The following is an 18,821-nucleotide window of genomic DNA, read 5'->3' as shown; positions in this document are numbered from 1 at the left end:
AGAGGCGATTATGAACTTTGATCTCAAAACCATGGACCTGCGGGCAGCGGCGGCCGAAAAATGCGACCAACTGGTGGTGCTTGTCGGGCAGGATTTTGTCGCTGGCACCGATCCGCTTTCTGCCCTCATTGGCGAGGCGATCAAGCACAAAGACTTTGATCCCAAGCCGGGAAAGCTGCTGAGCTTTTACCAGAGCGCGGGGATTGCGGCCCGTCGGGTTCTTTTTGCCGGGATTGGCTTGGGGGATGCCCGTGGCGTGCGCCAGGCACTTGCGGGCGCCGCAGCCGCTTTTCGGTCACCTGGCACCAAGCGGGTTGCGATCTGCTTTGCCGCAGAGGCCAATGCGGCGGCAGTCTCCGCCGCCGTGCAAGGTGCTGCGCACGTGTCCTATGTCTATACGCTCACGAAGCCCAAGGGAGAAGCGTCTTCGCTGTCACGCGTGGTGGTGGGCGTGCACGAACCAACCGCCGTGGCACAGGCCTTCGCATCCAGCGTGGCGGTGGCGCTCGGGGTGGAACTGGCGCGCGAATGGGGCAACCGACCGGCCAACCATGCCACGCCGCGCATGCTGGCCGACGCGGCCAAGGCGCTTGCCAAGCAACCCGGCATCGCCTGCAAGGTGATGGGGCCTGCCGAAGTGAGCCGTCTGAAGATGGGGGCGTTCCTCGCGGTGGCGCGCGGATCTGAAGAGCCGCTTCGCTTTATCGAGCTGCGCTACACGGGCGCGGCCCGCTCGCAGGCGCCCGTGGTGCTCGTAGGCAAAGGCATTACGTTTGACACCGGCGGCATCTCCATCAAGCCAGCACCCGAAATGGATGAGATGAAGTTCGACATGTGTGGCGCGGCCAGTGTTCTGGGCGTTTTTCGAGCGCTGGCGCAGTTGCAGCCTGCCATCAATGTCGTGGGCCTGATCCCCGCCTGTGAAAACATGCCGGACGGCCGCTCGGTCAAGCCTGGCGATGTGGTGACGAGCATGAGCGGACAGACCATCGAAGTGCTCAACACCGATGCCGAAGGGAGGCTGGTGCTGTGCGACGCTCTGTGCTATGGCATGCGCCACAAGCCGGCCGCCATCGTGGACATCGCGACCCTGACCGGCGCCTGTGTCATCGCGCTGGGCGGCGTGCGCAGCGGGTTGTTTGCCTCAGACGAGGCGCTGGCCCAGGCATTGCTCGCCGCTGGCGAAGGTGCTGGCGATCTGGCCTGGCGCCTGCCGCTGGACGATGAATATGCCGAAGGACTCAAGAGCAATTTTGCCGATCTTGCCAATGTGGCCGGGCGACCGGCAGGTTCGATTACTGCTGCCAAGTTTCTCCAGTCGTTTGTGGGCGAGGTGCCGTGGGCGCACCTGGATATTGCGGGCACGGCCTGGAAGAGTGGGACGGCCAAAGGCGCGACGGGCAGGCCGGTGGGCTTGCTGGTGAATTGGCTGCTTGCGCGTGCACAACCAGATGCCGCCTCGGCTCAGAACGTGCCACGCGGTCGGGCCAAGAAGGCGCCGCGACCTGCCCGCGCCGCCAAGATCTCTGGTACATGACCGAGATTGCGTTTCACTTCAATGCACCGGACAAGGTGACATACGCCTGCCGTGTAGCGCGAAAGTTGCTGCGCCAGGGCCAGCGCTTGGTGATCCGGACGCCGCTGGCGTTGATGGACCCGCTCGACGCCATGCTGTGGAACATGGCGCCGCAGGATTTTGTTGCGCACTGCAGGCTGGGGGATGCTCCAGAGTTGCTGCAGGCCTCTCCCATCGTGTTGGCGCACGACGATGCGTGTGAGCTGCCGCACAGGCAGGTGCTGCTGAACCTGGAAGGCGGCGTCCCGCCAGGGTTTGGCAGCTTCGAGCGACTGATTGAAGTGGTGGTCGCCGACGATGAGGCAGACCGTGCTGCCGCCCGCGTGCGCTGGAGACATTATGTGCAACGTGGCTACGCGCTGGTGCGCCACGATCTAGCGCAGGGGGTGTGATGCCAGAACCTTCCGTTCCAAGAGTGCCGCCCCGATTTGTACCCACCCTGACCGAGGTGGTGCAGGATGCCGCTGCCGAGCGGGCCGGGCCATCGCCATCGTCGCCATCGCCATCGCCATCGACCGGGTCGATGGCTGGGCTTCATGCGCCGTCGGCCGTGAGCCGTCCAGCTGTCCCTGGTGCCGCAGCATTGCGGCCGGATGCACCAACGCCCAGGGCGCACTCCAGCGCGCCTTCCAAAGGGTCGGCTACCCAGGTGCCGCCGCCCGAACCTGTGCATTCGGTGCTGAGCAAGGATTTTGAGGAGCTGTTGGTGCACCGGGTGATGCAACGTGTGGACGTATCGCTCGATATTCGCCTTCGCGGTGCCATTGCCGCAGTGGTGGAAGAGCAAACCCGCTCCATCGTCCCTCGCCTGCGCGAAGAGATCGAGGCGGTAGTTCGTCAGGCGGTGTACGAAGCAGTCGCTGACGAGCTCGCGGCAGGGGTAGGAACGCCGCCAGCATAAGGACAGCTTTTGCGCATCGCGCTGCGCTGATTTGCGCGTGTTCCCTAGTGCCGCTGGGCATGAATATGCGTTATCTTCTTCGGCGTTGAGACACAAAAAGATGCTCAGCGTTTAATCTTTACTGGAGATTCCTATGCAATTGAAGTTGAAACTGACCGTAGCCGCAGCGTTTGCAGCTGTTGCCGGCATGGCTCTGGCCCAGGAGCAAGTGGTCACGATTGGTCACGTCGCCCCGGTGTCGGGTGCGCAAGCCCACTACGGCAAGGACAACGAAAATGGCGCGCGCATGGCCATTGAGGACTTGAATGCCAAGGGTGTGACCATCGGCGGCAAGAAAATCAAGTTTGAACTGCAGGCCGAAGATGACGCAGCGGATCCCAAGCAAGGTACGGCAGCTGCCCAGAAGCTGTGCGACTCCAAGGTTGCCGGTGTGGTGGGTCACCTGAACTCGGGCACGACCATTCCCGCATCCAAGGTGTACCACGACTGCGGCATTCCCATGGTGACGGGTGCTGCCACCAACCCCAGCCTGACCAAGCCCGGCTATGACACCACGTTCCGCATCATCGCGAACGACAACGCCCTTGGCGCAGGCTTGGCGCACTATGCCCACGATACGCTCAAGCTCAAGTCTTTTGCCGTGATTGACGACCGCACGGCCTACGGCCAAGGCGTGGCAGACGTGTTTGCCAAGACCGCAGCGGGCCTGGGCATGAAGCAGGTTGATCAGCAGTTCACGACCGACAAGGCAACGGATTTCATGGCGATTTTGACCGCCATCAAGGCCAAGAAGCCGGACGCCATCTTCTTCGGCGGTATGGACCCACAAGCCGGCCCGATGCTGCGCCAGATGGAGCAGCTGGGGATGGCTGACGTGAAGTACTTTGGCGGCGACGGCGTTTGCACCGCTGCACTCGCCCAGCTCGCAGCCGGCGCCAAAACGCTGAACAACGTGGTCTGTGCTGAAGGTGGTTCGTCGCTCGCCAAGATGCCTGGCGGCAAGGCGTGGAAGGAGCGCTATGACGCCAAGTACCCAGGCGAGTTCCAGGTGTACAGCCCCTACACCTACGACGCCACGATGCTGCTGGTCGACGCTATGAAGCGTGCCAACTCAGTGGACCCCAAGGTGTACGTGAAAGAACTGGCGAAGTCCAACTACAAGGGCGTGACCGCCACGATCGCCTTTACGAAGAATGGCGAAATGCAGACTCCCGCCATCACGTTGTACCACTACATCGATGGCAAGAAAAACCCGCTGAACTAAGGTCCTGTTTTCAGGCCTTGTGCCTGAACCCAAAAAAGGCTTCCCTCGGGAAGCCTTTTTAATTTCCAGCCGCGTACGGGCTTGCGTTACCGTCGAACCTGAAGCGCTCCTGGGTTGACGATATTGGTAGGTGTGCCGCGTATGAAATTGAGCACGTTGTCGAAAGCGGAGCCAAAATACAGCTCGTAATTGTCCAGCTCCACATAGCCGATGTGGGGTGTGCAAATGCAGTTTTCCAGGCGAAGCAGCGCGTGTCCTTGCAAAATGGGCTCGCTTTCGAAAACATCGATCGCGGCCATGCCGGGACGGCCCCGGTTGAGTGCTGCCAACAGGGCATCGGCCTCAATCAATTCAGCCCGTGAAGTATTGACCAGCAAAGCAGTGGGCTTCATATAGGACAGAGTTTCGAGGGTGATCAAGTGGCGGGTTTCCGGGGTAAGCCGCAAATGCAGTGAAACAACGTCGCATTGGGAAAAGAAGTCTTGCTGCGTGATGGCCACCTGGTAGCCGTCGGTCAGTGCTTGCGCACGTGACGCCTCGCTGCCCCAGATGCGCACGTTCATCCCGAAGGCACGGCCGTATCCGGCCACGATTTGACCAATGCGACCGTACCCCCAGATGCCCAGGGTTTTGCCGCGCAGGACGCTGCCAACGCCGAAGTTGGCCGGCATGGAGGCAGCCTTGAGTCCTGACTGCTGCCAGGCGCCGTGCTTGAGGTTGGAGATGTACTGCGGCAGGCGGCGCATGGCCGCGAGTACCAGTCCCCAAGTGAGCTCGGCTGGCGCCACGGGAGACCCGACGCCTTCGGAGATTGCAATGCCGTGCTCCGTGCAGGACCCTATGTCGATATGGCTGCCGACCTTGCCGGTCTGCGCAATCATTTTCAGGCGGGGAAGTTTCTCGACCAGCTGGCGTGTGATGTGCGTGCGTTCGCGGATCAGGACAATGATGTCCGCATCTTTCAGTCGCACTGACAGCTGACCAACGCCCTTGACGGTGTTGGTGTACACCTTGGCGGAGTGGGCATCGAGGCGGGCGGCGCAGTGGAGTTTGCGAACCGCATCCTGATAGTCGTCGAGAATCACGATATTCATCGCCCGATTGTGCCTTGCAGACTTCCCCTTGCCTTCTCGTCAACAAAGGCGTTCGTGCGCAGCCAGGCGGTCAAGTTCCGCACATACGTCGGCCATGCGGCCCACGATGGCCAGCCGCTCTGTAGTGCCCTCACGCATGCGCAGTACGCGCACGGGTCGCGCCGGGTGAGTTTTCAGCATGCCTGACGCAGCGCTGCATGCATGTCTCTCGGGCGGCTGCTCGGATTGCGCTGCACATCCGGTTCTATGGTTGGGGGTGAAACCACGCGTGTGCGGGGAATCGTGTGCGGGACGGGGACGTGCGGGCATGTGGCGCTCGGCTGTGCCGAGCCATTGGCGCGCAGAAAAAAAGGACAAAGTCAGTTGTGAGGCGCGAGCCAGAAGACTGTGCATGTGAAGCTCCCATGAAAATGGATGAACACAGGCAGGATTGACGTAGCTATGCATCGCAGGGATGGTGAGGCTCCTGCCCCGCCAAGCGCCCGCCACCTGCGGCGCATAGAAAAGGGTCAGTTCAACATGGTGTTGCGGATCAGGCCGACAGCCAGGCCTTCAATCTCGAAGGGCTCACCTGGCTGGACGACGATGACGGGAAAGTCCGGGTTCTCGGGCAGCAACTCAATTGCGTGTGCCGTGCGCCGCAGGCGCTTGACGGTTACCTCGTCACCGATGCGGGCCACGATGATCTGGCCGTTGCGTGCCTCGCGTGTTTGCCGAACCGCGAGCAGATCGCCATCCATGATGCCCACGTCGCGCATGGACATGCCGCGCACCTTGAGCAAGTAGTCGGGTTTGTGCTCGAACAGGCTGCTCTCGACGCACCAGGTCTGTTCGATGTGTTCCTGCGCGAGAATGGGAGAGCCTGCCGCCACGCGCCCTACCAGGGGCAGCGCAAGCTGGGTGAGTCCGGGAATGGGAAGGCTGAATTGGGTGCCGCGCGCGGCGTTGATGTTGCGTACCGCCTCGCTGCGCAGCCGGATGCCGCGCGACGTGCCGCTGATCAGTTCGATAACGCCTTTGCGAGCCAGCGCCTGAAGATGCTCTTCTGCCGCGTTGGCCGACTTGAAGCCCAGGGCTGTGGCAATTTCGGCACGCGTTGGGGGCGCGCCGGATTGCGCAATGGCAGTCTGGATCAGATCCAGAATTTGTTGCTGTCTGGGGGTAAGACGGGGGCCGTTGAACATGGTCGTACTGCGCAAAGCAGGCCTGTATGAAGCTTCAGTACCTGTATTTTTAAACAGTTTTTCGGGAGATGCAAGTGGCGAGACAAAAAATCATGGTGTTGGGTACTGGCGGCACGATTGCTGGGAGCGCTGTGCAGCCTGGTGACAACGTTGGCTACCAGGCGGGTGAACGGTCAGTGCAGGCCTTGCTGGGGGGGCTTGGGCACCTTGCCTTGCCGCCGGAAATGGACCTGGACGCAGAGCAAGTGGCGCAGATTGACAGCAAAAATGTCGATTTCGAGCTCTGGACCGCGTTGCACCGCAGGTGTGTGGTGCACCTCGCGGATGAGGCGATTCACGGCATTGTCATTACGCATGGGACGGACACCTTGGAGGAGACGGCCTGGTTCCTGGCCTGCACCTTGGAGGCGCGCAAGCCTGTGGTGTTGACCTGTGCCATGCGGCCTGCTACGGCGCTCTCGCCTGATGGTCCGCAGAACCTGCGCGATGCGTTGGCGCTGGCCTGCCAGGCGCGCACTGCGGGGGTGAGTGTGGTGTGTGCCGGCGCGGTGCATTCGCCGCGTCATGTGCAAAAGCTTCACCCTTACCGGGTGGACGCTTTTGGTTCAGGCGATGCCGGGCCGGTGGGCTGGATGGAAGAAGGTCACCTGCGCCTGACACACTCTTGGCCCAGTGCCGGGAACGTGGACAGGTCCGCTTTTTCCGTGCCGCAGGAGGGTGCTGCCTGGCCATGGGTAGAAATCGTGCTCAGCCATGCGGGCGCCACTGGAGCACAGGTGGATGCGCTGGTGCGGGCAGGTGTGCGCGGCCTGGTGGTCGCAGCGACGGGCAATGGAAGCTTGCACTACCGACTTGAGGCCGCTTTGCAGCGGGCGCAGCAAGCGGGGGTGCTGGTGCGTGTGGGGAGCCGTTGCCCGTTTGGCCAGATCGTAGGCACGCCTGGCCATGGCTTGCCACTGACTGGTGGGCTTTCGCCGGTGAAGGCGCGCATTTCGCTGATGCTGGAGCTGATGCAGGCCCAGTGAGCTGCGTACAGCTTCTGGCGACGGGCGACGCAAAAAAAAAGCGCCCATTGCTGGGCGCTTTGTCTGCTGGCGCTGCCGGGGTCGGCGGCGTCAGTTGGCCAGTGCCTGGAGCGCGCGGGCGGTGATGTCTTCCACGCTGCCGGTGCCGCTGATGGAGCGGTATTTGGGGGCGCTGGCCGAGTCGCGTTCGGCCCAGCCAGCGTAGTAGTCGACCAGCGGCCGCGTCTGGGCGCTGTAGACCTCCAGGCGCTTCTTGACCGTGTCTTCCTTGTCGTCCTCGCGCTGAATGAGTGGCTCACCCGTCTCGTCGTCGGTGTCGGCCACCTTGGGGGGATTGAATTTGACGTGGTAGGTGCGGCCGCTGGCAGAGTGCGAGCGGCGCCCGCTCATGCGTTCGATGATGGCGTCAAACGGAACGTCGATTTCCAGCACATAGTCGAGCTTGACGCCCGCGTCCTTCATGGCGTCGGCCTGTACGATGGTGCGGGGAAAGCCGTCAAACAGGAACCCATTGGCGCAATCGGCCTGGGCGATGCGCTCTTTCACCAGGCCAATGATGATGTCATCGCTCACCAGGGCGCCAGAATCCATGACGGCCTTGGCCTTGAGACCCAGCGGCGTGCCAGCCTTGACAGCGGCGCGCAGCATGTCGCCAGTCGAAATTTGCGGAATGGCGTACTTTTGGCAGATGAACGCGGCCTGTGTGCCCTTTCCGGCACCGGGGGCGCCCAGCAATATGAGTTTCATGGGGTCCTCTTGGTTGGTGTTAGCGGGTGACTTTGCACACGTCGTTCCTTTGTCCCTCTGCCAGCGTGCACGTCAGCAAACGAGGATAGCACGCGCTTCCCGCGCTCTTGCTTACGGGGCCGACTCAGGCAAAAAGGGCGCGCACGCGCTCCAGGTCTTCAGGCGTGTCCACGCCTTGGCCGGGTGCCTGCTCTGCCAGGTGCACCGCAATGCGGTGGCCGTGCCAGAGGGCGCGCAGTTGCTCCAGTTGTTCAATGGCCTCGGTAGGGGCTTGTGCAAGCGTGGGAAAGCTGCGCAGGAAGGCGGCCCGGTAGCTGTAGATGCCGATGTGGCGCAGTGGCGTGAATCCCGCCAGGCTGCCCACGCGTGGCTGCGCCCGCTCTGCCGCGCCGCTCCACCACTCGGTACCGCGCAAGTCGCGTGCGCAAGGGATGGGCGCGCGGCTGAAATAGCTCGCGCAGCCGTGGGCATCCAGCACCAGTTTGACGACGTTGGGGTTGTGAAAATCCTCCAGCGAAGCGATGGCGTGGGCGGCGGTCGCCATGCTGGCAGCAGGCTGGGAAGCCAGCATGGCAGCGACCGAGTGCACCAGCTGCGGGTCCATCAGCGGTTCGTCGCCTTGGACGTTGACGACCAGGTCGTCGCCCTCCAGTCCCAGCGTTGCGCAGGCCTCCGCCAGGCGGTCGCTGCCGCTGGCGTGGTCGGCGCGCGTGGCAATGGCCTCGACGCCGTGCTCGGTGCAGGCGCGCAGGATGCGTGCGTCGTCGGCCGCCACCACGGTGCGCAATGCGCCGCTCTGCGTGGCCCGCTGCGCTACGCGGACCACCATGGGCAGGCCGGCGATGTCGGCCAGGGGTTTGTCTGGCAGCCGGCTCGACGCCATGCGCGCCGGGATCAGCACGGTAAAGCGCAGCGCTGCGCCCTGGAATGCCGCGCTGCTCACTCCAGCAGAGGTTTCGGGCGCCATGCTCACGCCTCGAGTTCCTCGTCGCTGAGCGTGCGCGCTTCGGCCTCCAGCAGGATGGGAATGCCGTCGCGCACCGGGTAAGCCAGACGGGCACTGCGCGAGACGAGTTCCTGTCGCTCACGGTCGTAGGTAAGCGGGCCCTTGGTGACGGGGCAGACGAGCAGTTCGAGCAGACGGGGTTCCATGGCGGCGTGCGGCAAAAGCGAAGTGGTGGTCAAGAGGGCGACCGGAGGGACGATGATAGCGAGCCCAGTTGGGCCAGGCGCTTGTCCAGTGCGGCAAAAAATCCGGGGTCCAGGCGCACTTCCAGCGGCACGGCCAGCGCGTCGGGAAAGCGGGGCCAGAGTTTCACGGCATCTTTTTCGGTGCAAATAAGCCTCTGGCGCTTGTCTGTATTAGGTTTCCAGCTATTGAAATCAAAGTGATCTGGCAGTGCCAGTGTCTGCTGCAGCGGCACACCGTGCGCGCGCAACATGGCAAAAAAGTCTTCCGGGCGGGCCGTCCCGGCGACGGCGAGCAGCGCCTCGCCTGCAAGACTCGACAAAGGCACGCGCTGGCCATTGGCCGTGATGGCCGCGTCGCCCAACTGGCGCTCAATGGGAAAGGAGAGGGCGCCAGAGGAGGGCGGCGGGCTTCCCGCATACACCACGAAATCCACCGCGCGTGGCCAGGGTTCGCGCAGCGGCCCCGCCGGCATCGGCCAGCCGTTGCCCACGCCTTGCGTGCCAAACACACAGATTTCCAGGTCGCGCGCCAGCGCCAGGTGCTGCAGGCCGTCGTCGCAGACGATCACATTGGTGTCGGGGTGGCGCGCCAGCAGGGCTGTTCCGGCAGCGCTGCGCTGCTCAGCCACCACGACGGGCACGGCACAGCGGCGGGCGATCAGGGCGGGCTCGTCGCCCACTTCGCTGGCTGCGCTGTCAGCCTGCACATGGTGCACGCCTCGGCTGCGGCGGCCATAGCCGCGCGAGATCACCCCCGGATGCATGCCGCGCGATTGCAGGTGCTGCACCAGCGCCATCACCACCGGCGTCTTGCCCGCACCGCCAGCCACCACGTTACCGACGACGATGACGGGAACGGGCAGCCGCGTACTGTGCAGCCAGCCACTGCGGTACAAGTACCGGCGCAGGGCAACGAGGGCGCGGTAGAGCAGCGACAGGGGCCACAGCGCCCGGCTCGCAGCACCGCGGCGGGCCCAGACGCGCTGCATGTCAGTGCTGCGCCGGAGCGGCGCTGGCGGCAGATTGCGTGGCGAAGGTGATCTGCGAGAGGCCTGCCCGGCGCGCGGCCTCCATCACGGTGATGACGGACTGGTGCGGCGACATGGCATCGGCGCTGATGATGACGATGCTTTGCGGCCCGGCCGTTGCGGCGGCGCGCAGGGCCGCGGTCATGTCGTCCACGCTGCGGCCTTCCAGAGTGCTCTTGTTGACTGCATAGCGGCCGTCGGCGGCCACGGAGACGATGATCTCCTTGGGGCGGTCGCGCATCTGCTCGGCGTCGGCCACCGGCAGCGTGAGCTGCAGCTCGGTGAACTTGCTGTAGGTGGTGGTCAGCATCATGAAGATGAGAATCACCAGCAGCACGTCGATAAAGGGGATCAGGTTGATCTCGGGCTCTTCCCGGTCGCGGGAGCGGAAGTTCATGGAGCGAACCTCCGGTTTACGCCTGCCGTCCAGGGTACTGGCTTGCTGCACACCATGGCGTCACTTCTTCTGCATGCGCAGCAAGTGGCGCAAGAACTGCTCGGCCGAGAGCTCAAGCGTCAGCAGATAGGCGTCTACCCGGGCGCGGAAGTAGCGCCAGAAGATCAGCGAAGGAATGGCCACGATCAGGCCAAATGCGGTGTTGTAGAGCGCCACCGAAATCCCGTGTGCGAGCTGCGCCGGGTTGCCCCCGCCACTGACGGACCCCGGGCTTTGCGAGCCAAAAATCTCGATCATGCCGATGACGGTGCCCAGCAGGCCGAGCAGCGGCGCCGCCGAGGCAATGGTAGCCAGCGCACTGAGGTACTTTTCAAGCCGGTGCGCCACCACCCGCCCAGCGCCTTCCATGGCGGCGCGCAAATCGGTTTCTGTGCAACGTGGGTTGCTGTTGAGCGCCCGCAAGCCCGTCGCCAGCACTTCGCCCTGGGCCGAGTTTTGCGCCAGTTGCGCCACCACGTCGGGGCCGGGCAAGCTCACGGAAGAGACGGAAATGGCTTCATCAAGCAGTTTGGGCGGTGCCACGCGGGCTGTTTGCAGCGCAATGAAGCGCTCGATCACGAGCGCCAGCGCGAGGATCGAGCAGGCGACCAGAGGCCAGATGGGCCAGCCTGCGGCTTGTATGATGGACAGCAATTCTCTCTCCGCGCGGATTGGGCAAGCGGGCATTATGGACCAGCTTTTTTGCGCCATTCGTGCTTTGGCTTGTGCGGTGCAGCGCCTCGCCATTCGCCCACAGAAGCTGTGGATAACTTTGTGGGTAAGCCAGTGCCAATGGCCTGCAATGTGGCGCCAATACGTGATTAGAACACTTTGATGATTTTTTGTGCAGTAAAAAATCCAATAAAATCAATGACTTGTACGTATTTGCTTGGTTTCTGGCGATTTCCCCCAAAAATTGTAGGGCGCGTGCTCGCTGCGCCTGCGCTGTGGAGTACTGCGCTGCAGCAAGTGCGCGCAGGCCACGCCAGCACGTGTTTTCACGCTCATGTTTGAGCAAGCGCTGGTCCCTGGCGGCGAACGCATTTGGGACGTAGGCGCCCTGTGCCGTGCGGTGGGCGATGCCCTGGCGGCGCGCTTCAATCCGGTGGCCGTGCGCGGCGAGATTTCAGGGTTTTCCCGCGCTTCCAGCGGCCACTGCTATTTTTCCCTCAAGGACGCTGGCGGTCAGATCCGCTGCGCCATGTTCCGCCGCGCTGCCAGTCTGCTCGATTTCAGCCCCAAGGACGGCGACTGTGTAGAGTTGCGCGGCCGTCTGGGCGTCTACGAGCAGCGTGGCGATCTGCAACTGGTGGTCGAACATCTGCAGCGCGCCGGCCAGGGGGCCTTGTTCGAGCAGTTTCTTCGTCTGAAGGAAAAACTGGAAAAAGAGGGCTTGTTCGATGCCGCTCGCAAGCGGCCGCTGCCCCTCGCGCCGCGCGGCATTGGCCTGGTCACCTCGCTCGGGGCTGCCGCCCTGCACGACGTCGTCAGCGCGCTGCGCCGGCGCGTACCGCACATTCCGGTGCTGCTGGTGCCGGCCCAGGTGCAGGGCGCGCAGGCACCGCAGTCGCTGGTGCGCGCGCTGGAGCAGCTCTACGCCCGGGCTGCCGCGCCGCCCGAAGCTGGCGCCGTGCCCATCGACGTCATTCTGCTGGTGCGCGGCGGCGGTTCACTGGAAGATCTCTGGGCCTTCAACGACGAGGCACTGGCACGCACCGTGGTGCAAAGCCCGGTGCCGCTGGTCTGCGGGGTGGGCCACGAGACCGATTTCAGCATCGCCGACTTCTGCGCCGACCTGCGCGCGCCCACACCAACGGCCGCAGCCGAACTGGTGTCGGCGCCGCGCGACACCTGGCTGGCTGCGCTTGCGTTGTTGCAGCAGCGCCTCACCGAAGCGCTGGAGCGCCAGATTGACCAGCGCCACCTGCGCCTGGACCAGGCCGCCGCCCGCCTGGGACGGCCCTCGCAGATTGCGCAGCGCGAGCAGCTTGGCCTGGTGCGGCTTGCACAGCGGCTGCAGCATGCAATGCTATTGAAATTGCAGCATGAAACGCAGATAGTAAAATCGCTAGAGGCCGATTTCCCTCAAAAATTAAGGTCTGCGCTGGGGGCGCATCAGCAGCGCCTGGCCACCGCGGCCCTGCGCCTGCAACTGCTGGACCCGGCACTGGTGCTGCAGCGTGGCTACGCCCTGTTGCAAACCCCGTCTGGAGAGTTGGTGCGCAGCGTGCGCCAGGCGCCGCCCGCCACCGCCTTGCGCGCGCGCTTGGCCGATGGCTCGCTTGACCTGACGGTGGTGCCGCCGCGGCTGTTGTAGGACAAGACCGGGTTTCGCCCTGCAGCGGTGGGGCCATGGCCCCGCAGCGAGCAGCTTCGGCGCGTTCTTCCTAGAATGCCTGTTGAAGCCCGCGCGGCTGGCCTGCGCGCCCACAACAAGCCATTCCAAAGGAGTTTCCCCATGCAACACCAGCTTCCCCCTCTGCCTTACGCCATCGACGCGCTGGCACCCCATTACAGCCAGGAAACCCTGGAGTACCACCACGGCAAGCACCACAAGGCCTATGTGGACAACCTGAACAAGCTGCAGGAAGGCACCGAATACGCCAGCATGCCGCTGGAGCAGATCGTCAAGAGCGCCACCGGTGGCATCTACAACAACGCCGCGCAGATCTGGAACCACACGTTTTTCTGGAACTGCATGAAGCCGGCTGGCGGCGGTGCACCATCCGGCGCGCTCGCCGCGGCCATTGACGCCAAGTTTGGCTCGTATGCCGCGTTCAAGGAAGCCTTTGTCAAGTCGGCTGCCGGCAACTTCGGCTCGGGCTGGACCTGGCTCGTGAAGAAGCCCGACGGCAGCGTGGACATCGTCAACACCGGCGCCGCTGGCACGCCCTTGACGACGGCCGACAAGGCGCTGTTGACCGTGGACGTCTGGGAGCACGCCTACTACATCGACTACCGCAATGCGCGGCCGAAATTCCTTGAGGCGTACCTCGAACACCTGGTGAACTGGAAGTTCGCCGAGTCGAACTTCGCCTGATCCGCGTTGCTCCAATGAAAAGCGGCCCCTCGGGGCCGCTTTTTTTGCTTAATTAATGGACTTTGCGCAGGCTGGATAAGCGTCTGTAGCTCTTCTTTTTGAAGGCTGCCTCGGTATTTGGTCAGCGTTTGGCTGCGGCAAACACTGCGCCCGAAAGCTTGAACCCCGCTTTGACATTGCGCGCCTTGAACCAGCCCTGGTTCATTTCCAGCACGTAACGCACGGGTTTGGCGCTGCAATGCGAATCGGTGGTCTCCGGCTGCATATCGGCCAGGTTCACCACGGTGCCGTCGTCGGCAACAAAGGCAGCGGTCAGCGGCAGCAAGGTGTTCTTCATCCAGAAACACTGAACACCGGCTCGCTCGAAGATGAACAACATGCCTTCCTGAGGCGGCATGGACTGGCGCTGCATCAACCCGATCTGGCGCTCGCTGGGTGTCTGCGCGACCTGGGCATCGATGCGGTACATCCCGGCCGAGAGTTCGGTACGCGGCAAATCCATCTGCGGTGCCTCCTGGGCCTGCACGCTGGCCAAGGGTGCCAGCAGCGCCGCCAGCACAAGCGGCAGCGAAAAACGGGGAGCCAGAGAAAGCCCAGTCATGAACACTCCGAGAAAACGGTGAAACGGTTGCGATACAGGCAAAAAAAGGCCCGCACGAAGCGGGCCATTTTCATACATCAGGCGGGGTGGCGAGCAGCACCGCCGAGGTCGCCTGGAAATCCAATCAAGCGGCCTTTGCCGCAGCCTTGTGGGCCTTTTTCTTGGCGGTCTTCTTGTGGGATTTGGCCGCTTTGTGCGTCTTGGTGGCCTTCATTGCTTGGGGTGCGGGTGCTGCCTCAGGAGCTGCAGCAGCCATGGGCGCTGCGGCAGGTGCCGGTGCTGCGGGGGCGGCGGTCTGGGCTTGGGCAGAGAACACGAAAAGAGTTGCTGCAAGGGTGGCAAGAAGTTTGTTCATAGGAACTTTCCAGAAAAAGGGAAACGCCGGTTGTTTTGATGCTTTGCAAAGCTTGCCAAGCCAGTCCACAACGGCGCTCGGGCCGGGCCGTTGACAGGGATTTGCAAAATCTTTTGTCGGTAGAATTAAAAGGTTTAGAGAGTTTTGCCTAACCTGCTGAAAGCCCTTCAGCCCCCAACGGAGTCTTGCGACCATGACCACCTACCAGCACATCAAAGTGCCCGCCGAAGGCCAGAAAATCACCGTCAATGCCGACATGTCATTGAATGTGCCAGACCAACCGATTATTCCGTTCATCGAAGGCGACGGCACTGGCGCCGATATCACACCGGTCATGATCAAGGTGGTCGACGCAGCTGTGGCCAAGGCCTACGGCGGCAAAAAGAAGATTCACTGGATGGAAGTCTTTGCTGGCGAGAAATCCACCAAGATTTATGGCCCTGACGTGTGGCTGCCCGAAGAAACCCTGGCGGCCATCAAAGACTATGTGGTGTCCATCAAGGGGCCCCTCACCACGCCCGTGGGCGGCGGCATCCGCTCGCTGAACGTGGCCCTGCGCCAGGAGCTTGACCTGTACGTCTGCCTGCGCCCCATCCAGTACTTTGACGGCGTGCCCTCGCCCGTGAAAGAACCACAAAAGACCAACATGGTCATCTTCCGCGAGAACTCGGAAGACATCTACGCCGGCATCGAATTCGAAGCCGAATCCGACAAGGCCAAGCGGCTCATCAAGATTTTGCAGGACGACTTCGGTGTCACGAAGATCCGCTTCCCCGCCACGTCGGGCATCGGCATCAAGCCCGTCTCGCGCGAAGGCACCGAGCGCCTGGTGCGCAAGGCCATCCAGTACGCCATCGACAACGACAAGCCCAGCGTCACCATCGTGCACAAGGGCAACATCATGAAGTTCACCGAAGGGGGCTTCCGCGACTGGTCCTACGGCCTGGCCGCCAAGGAATTCGGCGCCGAGCTGATTGACGGCGGCCCCTGGATGAAGTTCAAGAACCCCAAGACGGGCAAGGAAATCACCGTCAAGGACAGCATCGCCGACGCCTTCCTGCAGCAAATCCTGCTGCGCCCGGCCGAGTACAGCGTGATCGCCACGCTCAACCTCAACGGCGACTATGTGTCTGACGCCCTGGCCGCGCAAGTCGGCGGCATCGGCATTGCCCCCGGCGCCAACCTGTCGGACACCATTGCCATGTTCGAAGCCACGCACGGCACGGCGCCCAAGTACGCCGGCAAGGACTACGTGAACCCCGGTTCCGAAATCCTCTCGGCCGAAATGATGCTGCGCCACATGGGCTGGGTGGAAGCGGCCGACCTCATCATCAGCTCGATGAAGAAGTCGATTGCCAGCAAGAAAGTCACCTACGACTTCGCCCGTTTGATGGACGGCGCCACGCAGGTGAGCTGCTCGGGCTTTGGCCAGGTCATGATCGACCACATGTGAGTGCGTCTCAGGGCGTCGCCAGAGCGCCTTGAAGCCTATCCCCGCCCACCATGGAGCGGGGATTTTTTTTGCTGGAATGGGTGGAAAAAGGAGTCAGGCCAGATGAAAACTTCAGCCACGGCAACCGCTGTGCTCGCGGCTTCCATGCTCGCCGGCTGCGCCAGCCACAGCTTCAATGCCAGCAGAACCGAAACCGTGCTGCCTCTCAAGCGAGCTTGGGTGGATGGGCGCACCGTGGAATACGTGACCACCGATATTTCCGACGCCGCCATGGCCAAGGCCGCTGGCGCCAACTACGCGCCGCGCTTGGCCGGCGCCGTGGGCATCACCGGGCGCGCATCGGTGCTGGAGCGGGTTTACAAGTTTCCCGGCGGCGAGCAAGCCAGCATCTTCCAGTCGGCTCCGCTGCCGGCGGGTGATGCCAACGCCGTGTCGGCCTACAGCCCCTTGTGGCGCATGGTGATGGTGCACTGGAAAAAACCTGCCAACGGCCGCGTGCTGAAATCCGAAGAAGAACTGCTGGCCGCAGAGGAACTCGGCGAGGTGGCGCTGGAGCCGACCAACGTGGTGGCAAACTGCCCGGTGACGCGGGCGGCCGATGGCAGCGCGCTGCGGGGCGTGCGCTGAAGCGGAGAAAGCCCGCCGCACCGACCGCCCAAGAAACCCGCCAGGCCATTTGTCGGCGGGATTTTGTCCGCAGTCAGTGCTGCGTGACCACGATGGGAGCGCCCTTGGTGATGACCATCGTGTGCTCGTACTGCGCTGACAGGTTGCCGCGGGCGCCCACCAGCGTCCAGCCATCGGACATTTCGTCAACGATGCGGCTCTTGGTCGAGAGGAAGGGCTCGATGGTGATCACCATGCCCTCATGCAGAAGGCGCGTGTCGGAAGGGTCAAAGTAGCCCGCGATGTGCTCAGGCTCCTCGTGCAGCGCGCGGCCCACGCCGTGGCTGCCCAGGTTCTCGATGACCTTGAAGCCATAGGCCTTTGCCGTGCGCTCGATGGCGGCACCAATGCGGTTGATGGGCTGCCCCGCCCGGGCGCCCTTCATGGCCTCGGCCAGCGCCATACGGGTCGCATGGCACAAACGCGTCTTTTGCGCCGTGGTCGGCGGCACCACCACCGTTCCACCCGTGTCGGCGAAGTACCCGCCCAGCTCCGCCGACACATCGACATTCAACACATCCCCCGCCCTGATGACCCGGTCGCCCGGAATGCCGTGGGCCGCTTCCTCATTGATGCTGATGCAGGTGTAGCCCGGGAAGTCGTAGGTGAGCTTCGGCGCGGACCGCGCGCCATGCTCTTCCAGCAGCCGCTCGCCGAGCCGGTCAAGCTCGCGGGTCGTCATGCCGGGTTCTGCGGCGTCGAGCATGTGCTGCAGGGTCATTGAGACAATTTTGCCAATGCGTTGGAGTGCGACGATGTCGTCTTGGGTTTCGATGGTCATGGGTCTAGGGGCGATTGATTGGATGCGGCGTTGACTGTAATGGTAGGCGCAACGCCCTCGGTAAGCCGCGCCTCACAATGGCCGGTCAGAACGCCCTGTGCGGAAAGTCAAGCGAAGATGTCCGCACACCGCAGCGCCGCCTCACAGAGCCGACCACTGCGCGATGAGGCCATAGAGATGCAGCAGCCCGATGGCAAGGCAAATGCCAGATGAAACCAGCCAGAAGGTTGGCGAGTTCTCGGGGAACGCCGGCTTGAGCAGGGGGAACGCCACCGCCCGGCCCAGGTACACGGCACAAATGGCGCTGAGCGCCAGTTTGGTGAACGGAAGGCGGCCGATGGCGCCAGCGCCTGAAAATGCGTAGGCCGCCCAAACGAACAGAACGCCAGTGATCGCAAGCGTGACGAGCATCGGCTGGAGCTTGCGCGCCTCGGCGGCGCGCGCCATTTTCTCGCCGGCGCCCATGAACCGGTAGGCTGGTGCGCCCACGACGACGCACGCGGCATGCGCCAATGCAGCGGCTGCGCTGAGCGAACCGCCAATGGTGAGGGCTTGGGCTCCAGAGACGGGCATGGCAATTTGTGCGGGGTTGAACGAATCGGAAAAGAAAACAGCTTGCGTTCACCTACGCCGCTTGCTGCGTTTGCGTGCCGGTCCCGCAGATTTCGTGCTGGCACGGACTGCGACAGAACCAACCTTAGATGCGGGATAGCCGATTGCAGGCGATTCCCCAACAGCCAAAACACCCATCGGTTTCTTGCCCTTGCAGGGAAGTCCATATGCGACTTGTTAGCCCTCACGCCTGTGGCTTGATTTATTGAAAGACACCGCACTCTTGATAAGACTTTCGAACGCTGAATCGTTAAGAACGTTGCCGTCAAAAATGTCGATGGCACGTCTGGTGCCTGCCTCTAAGCTGGCGTTGAAGAGTTTGAATGGATCTTTTAGCGAGGCACCTTGAGCGAAGGTCAGTTTGACCTTGTCCTTGTACGTCTCACCGGTGCAAATGATTCCGTCGTGCGACCAGACCGGAACGCCGGCAGGATTGGACGGCTTTACCCATTTCACTTCCTCTACAACGTCAGGATCAGCTTGATGGATGAGGGCACGAACGTGAGCAAGGGTACTGCCCCGCCAATCACCAAGCTCCTTGAGCTTCTTGTCGATGCGCTTGGAAGGTGAATCTTCGTGCGATTTCGGGAGGTTTTTACTTGGAGACACAATACTCTCTCCTGTGAGGGTTAACGCCCTGAGTTCAGCCGACGGCGAAGCCGGTCGGCTGCGACGAACAGTTAGACCCGAAGGCCAAAAGGGAGCGCCCTGACTTGACGATGGGCGCGACCCAAGAAAAAGCGCAGCGCCACAGAAGCGGCGCAGCGCCGCAAAAATAATAGCCGGTAGCGCTTACTGTACAAGCTCTGGAGGCCAAAAAAGCTTGAAACTGGCGCAGCGAATGCAGGCGAAGTCAGGTGGAACGCC

Annotated in this window: 24 protein-coding genes; 9 read left to right on the top strand and 15 right to left on the bottom strand. The window is 62.8% G+C overall.

What is annotated here, in order from left to right; translation table 11 throughout:
• The first annotated feature begins 10 nt into the window (after positions 1-10).
• From AC07ZH_RS06850 to AC07ZH_RS06835, 4 genes are all read left to right on the top strand, one after another.
• Positions 11-1,537 carry a leucyl aminopeptidase gene (locus tag AC07ZH_RS06850; protein ID WP_495199091.1) on the top strand — a complete coding sequence of 509 codons (1,527 nt, stop codon included), beginning with the start codon at positions 11-13 and terminating at the stop codon, positions 1,535-1,537.
• Complete coding sequence (locus AC07ZH_RS06845) at positions 1,534-1,968, top strand: DNA polymerase III subunit chi (RefSeq protein ID WP_119107803.1); 435 nt, start codon at positions 1,534-1,536, stop codon at positions 1,966-1,968. The genes AC07ZH_RS06850 and AC07ZH_RS06845 overlap by 4 nt, the downstream gene beginning before the upstream one ends.
• 23 nt (positions 1,969-1,991) lie before the next feature.
• A complete protein-coding gene (locus tag AC07ZH_RS06840) occupies positions 1,992-2,477 on the top strand; it encodes a hypothetical protein (RefSeq protein WP_495199090.1) in 486 nt (161 codons plus the stop codon).
• A 133-nt stretch (positions 2,478-2,610) separates the two neighbouring features.
• A complete protein-coding gene (locus AC07ZH_RS06835; RefSeq protein ID WP_119107801.1) occupies positions 2,611-3,741 on the top strand; it encodes a branched-chain amino acid ABC transporter substrate-binding protein in 1,131 nt (376 codons plus the stop codon).
• A gap of 86 nt (positions 3,742-3,827) precedes the next feature.
• Here AC07ZH_RS06835 and AC07ZH_RS06830 read toward each other — a convergent pair whose 3' ends face one another.
• From AC07ZH_RS06830 to lexA, 3 genes are all read right to left on the bottom strand, one after another.
• Positions 3,828-4,835, bottom strand: a complete 1,008-nt coding sequence (locus tag AC07ZH_RS06830; protein WP_495199089.1) for a D-2-hydroxyacid dehydrogenase family protein — start codon at positions 4,833-4,835, stop codon at positions 3,828-3,830.
• Between the two features lie 39 nt (positions 4,836-4,874).
• Positions 4,875-5,015 carry a hypothetical protein gene (locus AC07ZH_RS06825; RefSeq protein ID WP_495199088.1) on the bottom strand — a complete coding sequence of 47 codons (141 nt, stop codon included), beginning with the start codon at positions 5,013-5,015 and terminating at the stop codon, positions 4,875-4,877.
• 329 nt (positions 5,016-5,344) lie between these two features.
• Positions 5,345-6,019 (bottom strand): transcriptional repressor LexA, encoded by a 675-nt coding sequence (gene lexA / locus AC07ZH_RS06820; RefSeq protein WP_119107799.1) that lies wholly within the window; start codon positions 6,017-6,019, stop codon positions 5,345-5,347.
• A 68-nt stretch (positions 6,020-6,087) separates the two neighbouring features.
• On the opposite strand from lexA, the gene AC07ZH_RS06815 reads away from it, so the two are divergent.
• Positions 6,088-7,044 carry an asparaginase gene (locus tag AC07ZH_RS06815; RefSeq protein ID WP_495199087.1) on the top strand — a complete coding sequence of 319 codons (957 nt, stop codon included), beginning with the start codon at positions 6,088-6,090 and terminating at the stop codon, positions 7,042-7,044.
• A 90-nt stretch (positions 7,045-7,134) separates the two neighbouring features.
• On the opposite strand, the gene adk is transcribed toward AC07ZH_RS06815, so the two are convergent.
• The 6 genes from adk to AC07ZH_RS06785 all read right to left on the bottom strand — a co-directional run bounded on the left by adk (position 7,135) and on the right by AC07ZH_RS06785 (position 11,100).
• Complete coding sequence (gene adk, locus AC07ZH_RS06810; protein ID WP_495199086.1) at positions 7,135-7,791, bottom strand: adenylate kinase; 657 nt, start codon at positions 7,789-7,791, stop codon at positions 7,135-7,137.
• A gap of 124 nt (positions 7,792-7,915) precedes the next feature.
• On the bottom strand, positions 7,916-8,758 hold the full coding sequence (kdsB, locus tag AC07ZH_RS06805; protein ID WP_495199085.1) for a 3-deoxy-manno-octulosonate cytidylyltransferase: 843 nt from the start codon (positions 8,756-8,758) through the stop codon (positions 7,916-7,918).
• 2 nt (positions 8,759-8,760) lie between these two features.
• A complete protein-coding gene (locus AC07ZH_RS06800; RefSeq protein WP_119107796.1) occupies positions 8,761-8,943 on the bottom strand; it encodes a Trm112 family protein in 183 nt (60 codons plus the stop codon).
• Between the two features lie 29 nt (positions 8,944-8,972).
• The gene (lpxK, locus tag AC07ZH_RS06795) at positions 8,973-9,971 is read right to left on the bottom strand and encodes a tetraacyldisaccharide 4'-kinase (RefSeq protein WP_495199084.1); all 999 of its coding nucleotides are present in this window, start codon (positions 9,969-9,971) and stop codon (positions 8,973-8,975) included.
• Position 9,972: 1 nt separating this feature from the next.
• A complete protein-coding gene (locus AC07ZH_RS06790; protein WP_119107794.1) occupies positions 9,973-10,407 on the bottom strand; it encodes an ExbD/TolR family protein in 435 nt (144 codons plus the stop codon).
• Positions 10,408-10,467: 60 nt separating this feature from the next.
• Positions 10,468-11,100 carry a MotA/TolQ/ExbB proton channel family protein gene (locus AC07ZH_RS06785; RefSeq protein ID WP_119107793.1) on the bottom strand — a complete coding sequence of 211 codons (633 nt, stop codon included), beginning with the start codon at positions 11,098-11,100 and terminating at the stop codon, positions 10,468-10,470.
• A 352-nt stretch (positions 11,101-11,452) separates the two neighbouring features.
• Here AC07ZH_RS06785 and xseA point away from each other — a divergent pair, with 352 nt between their 5' ends.
• The gene (gene xseA / locus AC07ZH_RS06780; protein ID WP_495199083.1) at positions 11,453-12,763 is read left to right on the top strand and encodes an exodeoxyribonuclease VII large subunit; all 1,311 of its coding nucleotides are present in this window, start codon (positions 11,453-11,455) and stop codon (positions 12,761-12,763) included.
• A gap of 141 nt (positions 12,764-12,904) precedes the next feature.
• The gene (locus AC07ZH_RS06775; protein WP_119107791.1) at positions 12,905-13,486 is read left to right on the top strand and encodes a superoxide dismutase; all 582 of its coding nucleotides are present in this window, start codon (positions 12,905-12,907) and stop codon (positions 13,484-13,486) included.
• Between the two features lie 121 nt (positions 13,487-13,607).
• On the opposite strand, the gene AC07ZH_RS06770 is transcribed toward AC07ZH_RS06775, so the two are convergent.
• A complete protein-coding gene (locus tag AC07ZH_RS06770; protein ID WP_495199082.1) occupies positions 13,608-14,087 on the bottom strand; it encodes a DUF192 domain-containing protein in 480 nt (159 codons plus the stop codon).
• A gap of 124 nt (positions 14,088-14,211) precedes the next feature.
• Positions 14,212-14,637 carry a hypothetical protein gene (locus AC07ZH_RS06765; protein WP_495199081.1) on the bottom strand — a complete coding sequence of 142 codons (426 nt, stop codon included), beginning with the start codon at positions 14,635-14,637 and terminating at the stop codon, positions 14,212-14,214.
• On the opposite strand from AC07ZH_RS06765, the gene icd reads away from it, so the two are divergent.
• Both icd and AC07ZH_RS06755 read left to right on the top strand, forming a co-directional pair.
• On the top strand, positions 14,636-15,895 hold the full coding sequence (gene icd, locus AC07ZH_RS06760) for an NADP-dependent isocitrate dehydrogenase (RefSeq protein WP_495199080.1): 1,260 nt from the start codon (positions 14,636-14,638) through the stop codon (positions 15,893-15,895). The genes AC07ZH_RS06765 and icd overlap by 2 nt on opposite strands.
• Positions 15,896-15,997: 102 nt before the next feature.
• Positions 15,998-16,522 carry a DUF7482 domain-containing protein gene (locus tag AC07ZH_RS06755; protein WP_495199079.1) on the top strand — a complete coding sequence of 175 codons (525 nt, stop codon included), beginning with the start codon at positions 15,998-16,000 and terminating at the stop codon, positions 16,520-16,522.
• A 73-nt stretch (positions 16,523-16,595) separates the two neighbouring features.
• On the opposite strand, the gene map is transcribed toward AC07ZH_RS06755, so the two are convergent.
• The 4 genes from map to AC07ZH_RS06735 all read right to left on the bottom strand — a co-directional run bounded on the left by map (position 16,596) and on the right by AC07ZH_RS06735 (position 18,771).
• Positions 16,596-17,342: a type I methionyl aminopeptidase gene (map, locus tag AC07ZH_RS06750; protein ID WP_119107772.1), complete on the bottom strand. Its 747-nt coding sequence runs from the start codon at positions 17,340-17,342 to the stop codon at positions 16,596-16,598.
• A 141-nt stretch (positions 17,343-17,483) separates the two neighbouring features.
• Positions 17,484-17,915, bottom strand: coding sequence for a hypothetical protein (locus tag AC07ZH_RS06745; protein WP_495199078.1), 432 nt, complete (start codon positions 17,913-17,915; stop codon positions 17,484-17,486).
• 216 nt (positions 17,916-18,131) lie between these two features.
• A complete protein-coding gene (locus AC07ZH_RS06740; RefSeq protein ID WP_495199077.1) occupies positions 18,132-18,563 on the bottom strand; it encodes a DUF1801 domain-containing protein in 432 nt (143 codons plus the stop codon).
• Positions 18,564-18,597: 34 nt separating this feature from the next.
• Positions 18,598-18,771, bottom strand: coding sequence for a DUF1010 domain-containing protein (locus tag AC07ZH_RS06735; RefSeq protein ID WP_495199076.1), 174 nt, complete (start codon positions 18,769-18,771; stop codon positions 18,598-18,600).
• Positions 18,772-18,821: the final 50 nt, after the last annotated feature.

The organism is Simplicispira sp. GW247-4R2A, from assembly GCF_059424465.1.
Note: the sequence above shows the minus strand (reverse complement) of the source record. Positions and strands in the feature narration are given on the sequence as shown.